A 13,962-nucleotide genomic window follows, 5' to 3' on the forward strand; every position below is an offset into this window, starting at 1 on the left:
TCAGTTGCGGCGGACAGGAAGCGAGGGCATGCCGAGCACTATTGACTTGCCTGCCGCAGCGCCTACACCGGGGGCGGGCACCCCGCACGATTCCGCCTGCGACCGGTCCCAGGCGTCCCCTGCGCGTGAGCGCCGGAGCCGATAGTCCGACGCCGACGGATCGGCGACGAGGTGGAACGCGGCAGCTCCGGTGACAGTCACCGTCACGAGATCGCCGGGCCGCGGAGCGTCTGCTCCTTCGGGCACGGAGAAATGAACGAGCCGCTGGTCGCGCGCCCGGCCACTCAGTCGGTGGGTCTCATGGTCCTTGCGGCCCTGATGTGCAGTGACGAGCACTTCCACCTGCCGTCCAACCTGTGCCGCGTTCTCTTCGCGGCAGATGCGGTCCTGCAGCGCGGTGAGCCGCTCATACCGCTCCTGCACCACGGCCTTCGGGAGCTGATCCGGCAGGTCCGCGGCAGGCGTGCCTGGGCGTTTGGAGTACTGGAACGTAAATGCGGTCGCGAAACGCGCCTGCTCCACGACCCGAAGCGTCTCCTGGAAGTCCTCTTCAGTTTCTCCGGGGAATCCGACGATGATGTCGGTGGAAATCGACGCATGCGGCATCCGCGAACGGACCCGGTCAAGGATGCCGAGGAATTTTTCGGAACGGTAGGATCGCCGCATTGCTTTCAGGATCCTGTCCGATCCAGACTGCAGCGGCATATGCAGCTGCGGAGCAACATTCGGGGTCTCCGCCATCGCATCAATGACGTCATCGGTGAAGGCGGCCGGATGGGGGCTCGTAAACCGGACCCTTTCCAAACCGTCGATGCTTCCGCAGGAGCGCAGGAGTTTCGCGAACGCACCGCGGTCCCCGAACTCGACACCGTAGGAGTTGACGTTCTGGCCGAGCAGAGTCACTTCGATAGCGCCGTCCGCCACAAGGGCCTCGATCTCGGCGAGGATGTCCCCGGGGCGTCTGTCCTTTTCCTTGCCGCGCAGCGAGGGCACGATGCAGAAGGTGCAGGTGTTGTTGCAGCCAACGGAGATCGACACCCAGCCGGAGTACACGGCATCACGTTTGGTCGGCAGGGTGGACGGGAAAACGTCCAGGGATTCGAGGATTTCAAGCTGCGCTTCCTCGTTGTGGCGTGCCCGCTCAAGGAGCGCGGGCAAGGCTCCGATGTTGTGTGTGCCGAAAACGGCGTCCACCCACGGCGCCTTGCGGAGAATTGTTTCGCGATCCTTTTGGGCTAGGCATCCACCGACCGCGATCTGCATTCCCGGCCGTGACTGCTTGACCGGCGCGAGCTGGCCGAGGTTTCCGTACAGCTTATTGTCCGCGTTCTCGCGGACAGCACAGGTATTGAAGACGACGACGTCGGCCTCGTCGCCGCCGGCGCTCACATACCCGGCGGACTCAAGCAGCCCGGAGATCCGTTCGGAATCATGGACGTTCATCTGGCAACCGAAGGTGCGCACCTCATAGGTGCGCTGCGTGGCAGAGAGGGGCTCGGCCGGCTGTGCTGACGGGGAGGGGTAGGCAACTGTGGAACTCACTTGTTAAGGGTACGGCCCACCGGGAGCAGCCCCAACCCGGCCAACTACCGCCGGGAAGACGGGCGGTTGAGATTACTCCTGCTGGTCAAGGACATCCTTGACGATGGAGAACGCGAGTGACGGCGCATAGCCCTTGCGTCCGAGCATTGCCACAAGCCGGCGCACCTGCTTGTCACGGGATGCACGGTCACCAGGATCCGCAAGAGCCCTCGCCTTTCTCCGCACAAGGTCCTCGGCCGCTGACCGCTCGTCTTCGTCTGTCCGCTGGAGCAGTGCGTCCTCGGCCAGCTCTCCAGTGATGCCCTTCTCAGCGAGCTCGCGCTTGATGGCCGACCGCGCAAGCGATCTGGTCTGCGCCCGGCTTCGTACATACATGCGGGCAAACTCGGCATCATCAATCAGTTGAACTTCCTCGTAGCGATCCAGGATGCCCGCCGCCACCTCTTCTGAGACACCCCGCTCACGAAGTTTGGTGTGAAGCTGGTGGCGGCTGCGCGGGGCCATGGAGAGCTGGCGCAGGACGATGGCGCGTGCCACCTCATGGGGATCGGCCTCGGGCGTGAGATCAGCGGGCGAGCCCGGCGTAGGAGCCCGCTGGCCGCTCTTCCGTGCTGAACGCCGGGCACTGCGCTGCGTTGCTGCACCCGGCGTTCCGGAGAATCCGTTCATGGACCGCTAGCGGCCCTCGCCGCCGACTGCCTTCAGCTTGGGACCATCCTGTTCCGGTGTCTCCGCCACCGCACCTCCGACGCCGAGCTTCTGCCGGATCTTCTGTTCGAGCTCGTCCGCCAGGTCCGGGTTGTCGAGCAGGAACTTGCGGGCGTTCTCCTTGCCCTGTCCCAGCTGGTCTCCGTCATAGGTGAACCATGCTCCGGACTTCTTCACGAGACCGTTCTCCACGCCAACATCGATCAACCCGCCCTCGCGAGAGATTCCGAAGCCGTAGAGGATGTCGAACTCCGCCTGTTTGAACGGCGGAGCCATCTTGTTCTTGACGATCTTCGCCCGGGTCCGGTTACCAACCGGATTGGTACCTTCCTTGAGCGTTTCAATGCGCCGCACGTCGATCCGCACTGATGCGTAGAACTTCAGCGCCTTGCCGCCTGTGGTGGTTTCAGGGCTGCCGAAGAACACACCGATCTTCTCGCGGAGCTGGTTGATAAAAATGGCAGTCGTCTTGGTCTGGCTCAGACGGCCGGTGATCTTACGCAGCGCCTGGCTCATCAACCGGGCCTGCAGACCCACATGGCTGTCACCCATCTCTCCCTCGATCTCAGCGCGCGGAACGAGGGCGGCAACGGAGTCGATCACGACGATGTCAATGGAACCAGAGCCCACGAGCATGTCCATGATTTCAAGTGCCTGCTCACCGGTGTCCGGCTGGGAGACGAGAAGAGCGTCGGTGTCCACCCCAAGCTTCTTGGCGTACTCGGGATCCAGCGCGTGCTCCGCGTCAATGAAGGCGGCAATGCCGCCGTTGCGTTGGGCGTTGGCCACAGCATGCAAGGCAACGGTGGTTTTACCCGACGATTCCGGACCATAGATTTCCACCACCCGGCCCCGCGGCAGACCACCGATGCCAAGCGCTGCATCGAGTGCGATCGAACTGGTGGAAATGGTCTCGATAGGAGCGCGGACCTCGTCTCCAAGGCGCATGACTGAGCCCTTGCCGTATTGCTTGTCAATCTGTGCCAGTGCGGCTTCGAGAGCCTTTTCACGATCGGCTGGTACGGCCATCATTCACCTCGGTATACTCATGGCCGCCAGGGCCTGTTTTTCTCTTCCCCTTGACCGTAGCGTCCCCCTCCGACAGTTTGCCCCGCGAGGCATCCGATGTGGACATCCCACTTGAAGCGGCGGGATTGTGGAGGACGAATGGCATGGGAATCTTCTGATTCCAGCATAGTCCGGATCCGAACACATATTCGATTGATTCGCCCGGCGTGTTTGAACCGGCTAGCGCGGTTTCACATCGCGTCCGAGCCGTCTGTACTCGGGCACGTCCTGCATCTCACAGACCGCCAGCCAGACGGCCTTCGGGTCAGCCCCCGCCTGCAGGGCTGCAGCCGGCGTGCGGTCGCCGAGCCCGGACAGATGCAGTGTTTGTGCCAGCGTCCTTGAATAGGCCGGCCCGAATTCGTCGTCCATGAGCCGCCAGAAGTCGCTCGTGCGCATGCTGCATCCTCCTTCTCCAGATAAACCCTAGAATGAAACGCATGACTGTTGACCGCCAGGAACCCGATGCTTCCGTCGATGCTGCCGTGCAGGCGTTGGAACAACAACTCAGTATGCTGTGGCGGCGTGCGCGGTCGAACTCCTACAAGGTTGCGCGGCGGGTCCATCCGGATATGGAACCTGCTGCCTACGGGCTGCTGGTCATCCTACAGCGGGAGGGCTCCATGCGCCTGACCGATCTGGCCGCCAGCATTGGCGTCGGCAAGCCCTCCGTCAGCCGCCAGATCGCCATGCTCGAACACCTGGGCCTGGTTCAGAAAACCGCAGATCCGCTGGACGGCCGCGCCCAGTCGATCAGCCTCACCGCGGCTGGACTGACGCAGCTGTCCACAGCACAGGAAGCGCGCAAGGAGGCGTTCCATCAGCTGATGGAGGACTGGAGCCTTTCGGATCTCACGACACTCGGGGAGCTCATTTCCCAGCTGAACCAGACCTATACGAGAGACAACTGGTAGCCGCAGACCAGAAAGAGGCCCGCCGCATTCGGCGGACCTCCCTGTGGAATGTGGGTTGTGCCGGTATCAGTTCTTGGTGACTGCCAGTCCCCTGCTGAAACCACCGGTGAAATCCTCCGGCATGTCCCCGCCGAACTGCTGGGCAAACTCCTGCGGGACTGTGTCAGGGACAGCAACACCTTCGGCCTCGGCCAGCCGGTCACTGACCTCCCTAAGCATCATCGACAGCGGTACATCGAGAGCAGAGCAGATAGAGGACAGCAGTTCCGAGGACGCTTCCTTTTGGCCCCGCTCCACCTCGCTGAGGTAACCGAGGGAGACCCGGGCGCTATGCGACACTTCCCTGAGTGTGCGGCCCTGGCGCTGGCGGACGTCACGCAGGACGTCCCCGATCTCGTGGCGTAAAACGACCATTTTGCGCTCCTTCGGCTTACGTTGCGGATCTTCTGCCAACCCCACATCCCGCCAACGGATGACACCGTTCACGGATACGGGTTGCTTTACCATGTGTATCGCCTAACTCCCTTGTGCTGGCCGCTTTCGCTGCCGTCTGATTTAAGCCTAGCCCGTCTTGCTTCTCCGTGCTGGACACTATTGATAACTATTGCGGAACTCCGTTTGTTCCCGCGGACTCAAGCTCAAGCGCCTCCGTGAGCAGCATCACCGCAGCCGAACAGGATGCTTCCCGAATCTGGCTCCTGCTTCCCCGGAAGCGATATTCCCGAACCAGGTTGACAGATACCGCCACCACGCTGATGAACACAGTACCCACCGCTTTTCCATCGTGCGGTTCGGGGCCCGCCACTCCTGTGGTGGACACGCCGATGTCTGCGCCACAGCTATCTCTGGCACCAAGAGCCATTTGCCGTGCTACCTCCGCGTCAACAGCGCCCGCACGTTCCAGAAGTTCTGGTTCAACACCGAGCAAGGCCGCCTTCACGTCCCGGTGATAGGACACGACGCCGCCCCGAAGCACAGTCGAAGCCCCAGGAACCGAAGCAAGCGCGGCCGCAACCATCCCGGCGGTCAGCGATTCTCCGGTAGCTATGGTGAGCCCGCGCTCCTGTGCGAGGAGTACAACCCGATCAAGGGCGGCCCTGCCCAACCCGCCTGACACCCCAGCGGCAGCTGTCACAGTGCGGTGTTACGTGCTGAGCGCCGCAGCCGGAGCGCCTGCATGACATAATCTGCGCCGGTCACCACGGTAATGGCCAGGGCAGCCATCATGACGACGACGGCGGGCCACCACGCCCAGTCGCCGAGAGCCGGCACCAGCAGGTAGAGGAAAATAGCCAGCGTCTGAACGACAGTCTTCAACTTCCCACCGCGGGAGGCAGGCATGACTCCATAACGGATGACCGCGAACCTGAGCAGGGTAATGCCAAGCTCGCGGGCAAGGATGACGATGGTCACCCACCACCAGAGCTCGCCCAGTACGGACAGAAGTATCAAAGCGGAACCGATGAGCAGCTTGTCCGCGATCGGGTCTGCAATCTTCCCGAAATTTGTGATGAGACCACGGCTGCGCGCCAGGTCACCATCGAGCTTGTCGGTATAGATAGCCACTGCGAACGTGGCTACCGCGAGCCAGCGTAAAAGCCCGCCCTCGCCGGAGTCGGCCAGCAGGAACCAGACGAAAAACGGTACCAGCAGGATTCTCACGACCGTCAGCACATTCGCGACGTTCAGGACTGGCACCGCTCCAGCGTCAGAATTACTCACTGCTCAAGGCTACCTGCCTGTCAGCTCCCAGGCGTCTTCACCGCCGTCGTCATCATCATCGTTGTAGTCCACGGCCTGCGGACGCGAGTCCAGGTCCTCCGCCACCAGGTCCGCGGTGCCCGGCTGGTAGCGCGACTGATCAACCTCCGGCGATGCGGCCGGCGCCGGCGGGTCATCGCCACGCATAGCTGCGAGAACGGGACCGAGGTCATCAGGCTTCACCAGGACGTCACGCGCCTTCGATCCCTCCGACGGCCCAACCACTCCCCTGGACTCCAGCAGATCCATCAGGCGGCCGGCCTTCGCAAATCCCACGCGCAGTTTGCGCTGAAGCATGGAGGTGGAACCGAACTGCGTCGTGACAACAAGCTCGGTCGCCTGCAGCAGGACCTCGAGATCGTCCCCGATGTCGTCGTCGATCTGCTTTTTGGGTGCTTCCACCGCCACATCATCGCGATAGACGGCTTTCAACTGTTCCTTGACGTGTTCCACCACTCGGTGGATCTCAGACTCGGTCACCCAGGCACCCTGGACGCGCATGGGCTTCGACGCACCCATGGGCAGGAAGAGCGCGTCGCCCTGGCCAATCAGTTTCTCAGCGCCCGGCTGGTCAAGGACCACCCGGGAGTCGGTCACCGACGAAGTGGCGAATGCCATGCGGGAGGGCACATTGGCCTTGATCAGACCTGTCACAACGTCCACAGACGGCCGCTGGGTAGCGAGCACCAGGTGAATACCCGCTGCCCGGGCCAGCTGGGTGATGCGGACGATGGAGTCCTCGACGTCCCGCGGCGCGACCATCATCAGATCCGCCAGCTCGTCGACCATCACGAGCAGGTACGGGTACGGCCGCACCACGCGCTTGGAGTCCGGTGGAGGAACCACCTTGCCGTTACGAACTGCCTTGTTGAAATCATCGATGTGCTTGTAACCGTAATTGGCGAGGTCGTCGTAGCGGGTGTCCATCTCACGGACCACCCATTGGAGCGCTTCCGCCGCCTTCTTGGCGTTGGTGATGATCGGTGTGATCAGGTGCGGGACGCCCTCGTAGGCAGTAAGTTCCACCCGCTTGGGGTCGATCATGATCATGCGCACCTCATCCGGGGTGGCCCGCATGAGGATGGACGTGATCATCGAGTTCACAAAGGAGGACTTACCAGCACCGGTGGCACCCGCGACGAGCAGGTGCGGCATCTTGGCGAGATTCGCGACCACGAATCCGCCCTCGACGTCCTTTCCTACGCCCATGACCATCGGGTGATCCGTCTTGCGGGCGTTGCCGGATCGAAGTACGTCGCCCAGCGACACAGTCTCGCGGTCTGTGTTCGGAATCTCGATGCCGATCGCGGACTTGCCCGGAATCGGCGAAAGGATGCGCACGTCCGAGCTGGCGACCGCGTAGGAGATGTTCTTGGACAGCGCGGTTACACGCTCCACCTTGGTTCCCGACGCCAGTTCGATCTCGTAGCGCGTCACCGTCGGTCCGCGTGAGAAGCCGGTGACCTTTGCGTCGACGTTGAACTGCTCCAGGGTGTGGGTGAGGGCGGCGACGACCGCGTCGTTGGCCTCCGACCGTTCCTTGGGCGGAGTCCCCGGCGGCAGGTAGTCCGAGGGCGGCAGCGTGTAGGTCACGTCTCCGGCGAGGGACAGTTGCTCAGTGCGCTGCGGGATCGGCGTAACGGGCGCCTGGGGCTGAACCGGATTGGACGGGACCGGAACGGGTTGGGCGGCCGGTGCGCTTGCAGGCGGAAGCACCGCCATGGCTTCGGTTGCAGGTTCTGTCTCCCCGAGCCCCTGGTTGCGCTTGATCCTTTCGGTGGCAAGCTCCTGCTGGGTGGGACGGCGCACGCCCGGTCGGACGGCCGGCGACGGGGACGTTGTGCCGCCGTCGTCGTTCCCCTCGTCGTCGTCGAGCACTGCGCGTTCGAAGGCTTCATCGCCGACATAGCCGTCCAGGTCATCATCCTGATCGGTGTTCTTCTTCTTTCTACCGAACAGGCCGGACTTCTTCCTGGGCTTGGCCGCCGCGCGCTCGCGGTCGGACAGGTAGCTCTGATCGTGAGCGTCGCCGTCCGCGCTGCCCTCGTGCAGGTCCTGTCCCATGAGGTGCTCATAGAGCTGGCGTAGCCGAGACGGAATATGGCGGAACGGAGTAGCCGTGATGATCAGGATGCTCACGAAGACGAGGAAGGTGAGTACAGCGGCAACCGGCCACACCGAGAGAATTGCAGCGACGGGTCCGGCAACGAGGTAACCGATGACACCGCCTGCCCGCCACAGCGCATCAAGTCCGGCGGCGAGCTCGGGCCGGCCGCCCACCAGATGGGCAATGCCCGCGCCCGCGAAAGTCAGGACGGTGAGCCCGATGCCGATACGGTTGTTGGCACGTGGATTTTCCGGATACCGGAACAACCGGACCGCGCCAATCAGTAGGACGAAGGGCAGCAGCAGCGCCATCCAGCCCACAGAACCTCCGGCCACAGCATGCACGACACCTGCAACCGGCCCGGGCAGCGCCCACCACTCAACCGTGGCGACGGCTGCCGCGCACAGGAAAAGGAAAAAGCCCGTACCGTCCCTGCGGAGGTCCTTTTGCGGCTGGACATCGTGGCCGAATTTGCGGATAGCGCCGGCCACCAGGTGTGCCAGGCCCATCCAGAAGCCACGGACGGCGCGCAGCGGCAGCGGCAGCTTTTCCTCGGCTGCCGGCAACGGTTGGGTCTTGCTTGTGCCTCGCGCGGTTGAGCCGCGGCCGGCCGCGGAGGTGCTGCCGGTGCGCGACTGCTGGGATCCTCGCGGCTTCGGAGCTCGCGGCTGTGAACCTCGCGGCGCTGTGGGGGAAGTACGAGTCGCCATACCCGCTACGCTACCGGACAGCGCCCGCCGTTCCCGGGATTAGCGCGCCCGTCAGGCTTCAAGCACAACCGGAATGATCATCGGGCGACGCCGGTAGCGGCGGTTTACCCAGGTCCCTACGACGCGGCGAACGACCTGCTGCAGCTGATGCGCTGTGTGGTCCTTGTTGCTCATGACAGCTTCTGCCAGTGCGGTGCTGATCCTGGGTTTGATGTCATCGAAGACGGAGTCATCCTCGGCGAATCCGCGCGCGTGGATGTCCGGACCGGAAACGATTGTCCCGGTGCTGCGGTTGACTACCGTGATGATCGAGATGAAGCCTTCCTCACCGAGGATGCGCCGGTCCTTCAGATCAGCATCGGTGATCTCGCCGATGCTGGAGCCGTCCACATAAACGTAGCCGCACTCGACTGCACCAACGATCCGGGCGACGCCGTCCGACAAATCCACCACTGAGCCGTCGTCGGTCTGGAGCACGTTTTCCGCCGGGACGCCCGTCTGGATTGCGAGTTTTCCGTTGGCTATAAGGTGGCGGGTTTCGCCGTGGACAGGCATGACGTTCTTCGGCTTGAGGATGTTGTAGCAGTAGAGCAATTCACCGGCAGCGGCATGACCGGATACGTGTACCCGGGCATTGCCCTTGTGGATGACGTCGGCGCCCAGTTTGAGAAGTCCGTTGATGACGCGGAAGACGGCGTTCTCATTTCCGGGGATGAGCGAGGAGGCAAGGATGACCGTATCTCCCTTTCCGACGGTGATCTGATGGTCCCCGTTGGCCATGCGTGAAAGCGCTGCCATCGGCTCACCCTGTGAGCCCGTGGACATCAGCACCACCCGGTCATCGGGAAGGCTATCCACGTTCTTGACGTCGACGAGGATTCCATCGGGTACGCGCAGGTATCCCAGCTTGGCGGCAATTGTCATGTTGCGCACCATGGAGCGCCCGGCAAAGCAGACGAACCGGCCGTGGGCCTCCGCCGCGTCGAGCACCTGCTGAACCCGGTGGATATGCGAGGAGAAGGACGCGACGATGACGCGCTTGCTCACCTGGCCGAAGAGCCGGTCCAATTCCGGACCGATCTCACGCTCGGCGGTGGTGAAGCCTGGAACATCGGCGTTGGTGGAGTCAACCATGAACAGGTCGACGCCCTCTTCTCCCAGCCGCGAGAATGCACGAAGGTCGGTGATACGACCGTCGAGCGGCAACTGATCCATCTTGAAATCGCCCGTGTGGAGGACAGTGCCGGCCGCAGTGCGGATAAAGACGGCAAGCGCGTCAGGGATGGAGTGGTTGACTGCAATGAACTCGCATTCGAAGGGCCCGAACTGCTCAATCTGGCCCTCGGCGACGGTGAGCGTGAACGGCTTGATCCGGTGTTCCTGGAGCTTCGCCTCGATCAATGCGAGCGTCAGCTGGGATCCAATCAACGGGATGTCGTTCTTGAGACGCAGGAGGTACGGCACTGCACCGATGTGATCCTCGTGTCCGTGAGTAAGCACCAAGCCCACGATGTCATCCAGACGATCCTCGATGTAGGAGAAATCAGGCAAGATCAGGTCTACACCGGGCTGGGTCTCCTCCGGGAACAAGACTCCGCAGTCAACGATCAGCAGCTTCCCGCCGATCTCGAAAACCGCCATATTCCGGCCGATCTCACCGAGGCCGCCAAGCGGAACAATCCGGAGCGTTCCCTCGGCGAGCGGTGGAGGCGAAACGAGTGCGCTTCCTGCGGGTTCTGTCATGGATTGGCCTTTCAGATGCTATCGGGTGGTGCCCGCAGAGAAGTCCCAACCCGCTTCCGCGAGGTCGGCGAGTACCGGCTCCATTTCGACGGCGGTGGGCTCGACCAGCGGCAGCCTCACCACGGAGTTGGCCAACACACCTTGCATCCGAAGGATGTGCTTGGCTGAAATTGCGCCGGGGATGTGCGTCATGACGGCACGTACAACGGGGTCAAGCTCGAAGTGGATCTTGCGCGCCATGGCGAGGTCACCGGCGGCCAGTGCGTCCACGAGGGACCGGAACTGGACCGTGGCGACGTGGGCGCTGACGCTGACGACGCCGACGGCCCCCGCTGCCATCCACGGCAGAGTCAGCCCGTCGTCGCCGGCGTAGACATCCAGGGCAGTGTTGGCTAGCACACGCGTCACCGCTGCGTAGTCTGCTTTTGCATCTTTCAGTGCGAGAATTTTCGGGTTGTCCGCCAGTCGAATCATTGTTTCCGTGCTGATCGGGATCCCGGTCCGGCCCGGAATGTCATAGATCATGATGGGCAGGTCCGACGCAGCGGCAACGGCGTCGAAGTGCGCGAGGACGCCGGCCTGGGTTGGCTTGTTGTAGTAGGGGGTCACGACAAGCTGCGCATCCGCGCCGGCGCGCTGCGCGCGTTGCGCCATTTCGACGGAGTGCGAGGTGTGGTTGGTGCCGGTGCCGGCGATCACCTTTGCACGGCCGCCGACGGCTTCTGCGACCACGCGGAAAAGGTCTTCCTTTTCCTGGTCCTCCAGGGTGGATGTCTCACCGGTAGTACCCGATACGACGAGGCCGTCGCAGCCATCCTCGACAAGCCGGACAGCCAAGGCAGCCGTGGCATCGAAGTCCACAGCGCCGTCAGCGGTGAACGGTGTCACCATCGCCGTGACGAGGGAACCGAATGGGAGCGGGCGAATGTCGGAGGCAGCCATGGGTCAAACTTACCCGCTGCGGCAGGCGTGAGAACATTCCATCATGGCCATCACACAAACCCCGGGCCGGCTCAGCGGCATAGACGCGGCCAGGGGCATCGCCCTCTTCGGCATGATGTCCACCCACGTATTTCCGCTCTATGTGGAGGGGACCTCGGACGCGTCCTGGATAGGCGCCACCTTCTCCGGACGATCCTCGGCCCTGTTCGCGCTCGTCGCAGGAATAGGGTTGGCGTTGCTCAGCGGCGGTAGCAGGATGCACGACCGCGCCGGAATCTCCCGCGACCGGCGCGGAATCGCGGCTCGGGCCGTCGTGATCGCGATGGTCGGGCTGATGCTGGGAGGACTGGAAACCAACATCGCAGTGATCCTCTTCCATTACGGCATCCTGTTCCTGATGGCGCTGCCGTTCATCGGGATGCCGTTGCGCAGGCTCTGCTGGTGGGCGGCCGGGTGGACCCTGGCCTCTCCGGTGGCGGCTTTCCTCCTGCGCCCCTGGGTTGGAACCAACATCAATCCCTCCGACCTCGACGGTAACCCTGCGCTTGAGCATTTCGCCCAGCCCGCGACCCTGCTCGCGGACATCCTCGTGACCGGCTACTACCCGGCGCTCCAGTGGCTGAGCTACCTGCTCCTGGGCATCCTGATCGGCAGGCTGAACCTGAGGTCGTTCGGGGTGCAGGCCGGACTGATTGTTGCGGGCGTCGGGCTCGCCGGGCTGTCCAAGTTCGTCAGCGCATTCCTGCTGGGACCGCTGGGTGGGCTGGCCGTCCTACTCGAAACTCCGCAGGGCCGGCGTTACGACATTGAGGCCATGCTGCCGGCGAGCCTTACCGGCATTGACCAGACCGGAACGTGGTGGTGGCTGGCGGTCAGCGCACCGCACTCCGGGACGCCGCTCGATCTGATGCATACCGCAGGAACGGCCGCCGCCGTCGTCGGGCTCTGCCTCTTGACGACCAGGCGGCTGCAGTGGCTGCTTCTGCCGCTCTCGGCGCCCGGCGCCATAACGCTGTCCCTGTACTCACTGCATATCTGGATCATGAGCATCGTCGACCAGCAGGAGATCCCGCTGGATCCGGCGCCGGTCTACTGGGCCCAGGCCGCTGTCTTCATTGCGATCGGGCTGCTGCTGCGGAAGCTGGGTGCCCGCGGTCCGCTGGAGTATGTGGCGGCCGGCGCAAGCGACGTTGCGCGGTCAGCAGGGGCTGTTTCGAAGCGTTAGTCACGCCGCCCTGCCGCGGAACAGTTTCGCAGCATGCCGCATGCTGCGGCGTGCACGGGTGCGGTCCCCTGCGGCGTCGTACGCGCATGAAAGCCGGAACCAGGAACGCCAGTCGTCCGGGTTGGCCTCCGCGTCCGCCTGGTAAGCGGGGAACTGAGCGTCCGCTGCCTCACGTACGATCCGGCCGGCCGGTGTCCGGGGGAGGTCATCAACGGGCAGCCCTCCCTCCGTATGCAGCTCAGACGCCATCCGCTCGGTCTGGGCGCCGAAGGACAGTTCACGAATCAACGCCCACGCCCCGATCAGCGGGAGCAGGAGGTACGCAACTCCCAAGGCTTTGGCCACCGGTTCGGGGTCCGTCAACAAAAGGACGCTCCGCTGGAGCGCCACAACCAGCCAGAACGCCAGCAGGACAGTGACGAAGACCACGCCTATTTTGACGCGATGTTGCTTCAAAATGTTCAGTGCACGCATCACGCCTGCAGGTCCAGATAGCCGTCCAGACCGACAGTCAGTCCGGGATGGGAACCCACTTCCCGGACTCCGAGCAGAACACCGGGCATGAAGGACTCACGGTGGAAGGAGTCGTGACGGATAGTCAGCTGCTCACCGACCCCACCGAACAGGACCTCCTGGTGCGCCACTAGTCCGCGGAGCCGTATGGAGTGAACCCGGACGCCATCGACGTCGCAGCCGCGCGCGCCGTCCCTGGAGGTGCGGGTGGCGTCAGGGCTGGCGGCAAGACCGGCTTCGGCACGGGCTTCGGCGATGAGCGCCGCTGTTCGCTCGGCCGTGCCGGACGGCGCGTCCACCTTGTCCGGGTGATGGAGTTCGATCACTTCGACCGACTCGAAATACTTCGCTGCACGTGTGGCGAAGGCTGTGGCCAGCACGGATCCGAGGGCAAAATTGGGCGCAATCAGAACCCCCACTTCCGGATTGCGCCCGAGCCGATCCCGCAGCCGCCTGAGCCGTTCTGAGTCCCAGCCGGTAGTGCCCACGACAGCGTGGATTCCATGGTCGACGGCGAAGGCAACGTTCCGTTCGGTGCTGTCCGGAACGGTGAGGTCAACAACTACCGCGGCGCCGGCCGCCACCAGTTCCTCAAGTGGGTCATTCCTGCCGAGCGCCGCCACAAGATGCAGATCAGCGGCGGCCTCGATGGCCCGTACAGCCTCTGACCCCATGCGCCCGGACGCGCCGAGTACGGCAACGGGAAGAGGTTGTGTCATGGATTCAAGA

The 13,962-nt window shown here is 63.5% G+C and carries 14 protein-coding genes; 2 read left to right on the top strand and 12 right to left on the bottom strand.

The window, feature by feature from the left end; all coding sequences use genetic code 11:
* The 4 genes from miaB to ASH00_RS10965 form a co-directional block, all read right to left on the bottom strand.
* Positions 1 to 1,542, bottom strand: coding sequence for a tRNA (N6-isopentenyl adenosine(37)-C2)-methylthiotransferase MiaB (miaB, locus tag ASH00_RS10950; RefSeq protein ID WP_056548449.1), 1,542 nt, complete (start codon positions 1,540 to 1,542; stop codon positions 1 to 3).
* Positions 1,543 to 1,614: 72 nt separating this feature from the next.
* Positions 1,615 to 2,211, bottom strand: coding sequence for a regulatory protein RecX (locus ASH00_RS10955; RefSeq protein WP_082566062.1), 597 nt, complete (start codon positions 2,209 to 2,211; stop codon positions 1,615 to 1,617).
* A 6-nt stretch (positions 2,212 to 2,217) separates the two neighbouring features.
* On the bottom strand, positions 2,218 to 3,279 hold the full coding sequence (gene recA, locus ASH00_RS10960) for a recombinase RecA (protein WP_056549200.1): 1,062 nt from the start codon (positions 3,277 to 3,279) through the stop codon (positions 2,218 to 2,220).
* 219 nt (positions 3,280 to 3,498) lie between these two features.
* Positions 3,499 to 3,717 (bottom strand): DUF3046 domain-containing protein, encoded by a 219-nt coding sequence (locus tag ASH00_RS10965; protein WP_056548451.1) that lies wholly within the window; start codon positions 3,715 to 3,717, stop codon positions 3,499 to 3,501.
* A gap of 41 nt (positions 3,718 to 3,758) precedes the next feature.
* On the opposite strand from ASH00_RS10965, the gene ASH00_RS10970 reads away from it, so the two are divergent.
* A complete protein-coding gene (locus tag ASH00_RS10970) occupies positions 3,759 to 4,232 on the top strand; it encodes a MarR family winged helix-turn-helix transcriptional regulator (protein ID WP_056548452.1) in 474 nt (157 codons plus the stop codon).
* Positions 4,233 to 4,298: 66 nt separating this feature from the next.
* Here the strand turns inward: ASH00_RS10970 and ASH00_RS10975 are convergent, their stop codons facing one another.
* From ASH00_RS10975 to dapA, 6 genes are all read right to left on the bottom strand, one after another.
* Complete coding sequence (locus ASH00_RS10975) at positions 4,299 to 4,739, bottom strand: helix-turn-helix domain-containing protein (RefSeq protein ID WP_056548454.1); 441 nt, start codon at positions 4,737 to 4,739, stop codon at positions 4,299 to 4,301.
* A 94-nt stretch (positions 4,740 to 4,833) separates the two neighbouring features.
* Positions 4,834 to 5,367, bottom strand: a complete 534-nt coding sequence (locus tag ASH00_RS10980; protein ID WP_442854352.1) for a CinA family protein — start codon at positions 5,365 to 5,367, stop codon at positions 4,834 to 4,836.
* A complete protein-coding gene (gene pgsA, locus ASH00_RS10985; protein ID WP_056548456.1) occupies positions 5,364 to 5,954 on the bottom strand; it encodes a CDP-diacylglycerol--glycerol-3-phosphate 3-phosphatidyltransferase in 591 nt (196 codons plus the stop codon). Before pgsA ends, ASH00_RS10980 begins: the two co-directional genes overlap by 4 nt.
* A gap of 9 nt (positions 5,955 to 5,963) precedes the next feature.
* On the bottom strand, positions 5,964 to 8,810 hold the full coding sequence (locus ASH00_RS10990) for an FtsK/SpoIIIE family DNA translocase (protein WP_056548459.1): 2,847 nt from the start codon (positions 8,808 to 8,810) through the stop codon (positions 5,964 to 5,966).
* A gap of 51 nt (positions 8,811 to 8,861) precedes the next feature.
* Complete coding sequence (locus ASH00_RS10995; RefSeq protein ID WP_056548460.1) at positions 8,862 to 10,553, bottom strand: ribonuclease J; 1,692 nt, start codon at positions 10,551 to 10,553, stop codon at positions 8,862 to 8,864.
* An 18-nt stretch (positions 10,554 to 10,571) separates the two neighbouring features.
* Entirely contained in the window at positions 10,572 to 11,495 is a 924-nt protein-coding gene (gene dapA / locus ASH00_RS11000) for a 4-hydroxy-tetrahydrodipicolinate synthase (protein WP_056548462.1), read from the bottom strand.
* A 43-nt stretch (positions 11,496 to 11,538) separates the two neighbouring features.
* Between dapA and ASH00_RS11005 the strand changes: the two genes are divergently transcribed.
* Positions 11,539 to 12,720, top strand: a complete 1,182-nt coding sequence (locus ASH00_RS11005) for a heparan-alpha-glucosaminide N-acetyltransferase domain-containing protein (RefSeq protein WP_056548464.1) — start codon at positions 11,539 to 11,541, stop codon at positions 12,718 to 12,720.
* On the opposite strand, the gene ASH00_RS11010 is transcribed toward ASH00_RS11005, so the two are convergent.
* Complete coding sequence (locus tag ASH00_RS11010; protein ID WP_056548466.1) at positions 12,721 to 13,194, bottom strand: hypothetical protein; 474 nt, start codon at positions 13,192 to 13,194, stop codon at positions 12,721 to 12,723.
* Entirely contained in the window at positions 13,194 to 13,952 is a 759-nt protein-coding gene (gene dapB / locus ASH00_RS11015; protein WP_056549203.1) for a 4-hydroxy-tetrahydrodipicolinate reductase, read from the bottom strand. The genes ASH00_RS11010 and dapB overlap by 1 nt, the downstream gene beginning before the upstream one ends.
* Positions 13,953 to 13,962: the final 10 nt, after the last annotated feature.

The organism is Arthrobacter sp. Soil782 (assembly GCF_001428435.1).
Classification (GTDB): Bacteria; Actinomycetota; Actinomycetes; order Actinomycetales; family Micrococcaceae; genus Arthrobacter_D; species Arthrobacter_D parietis.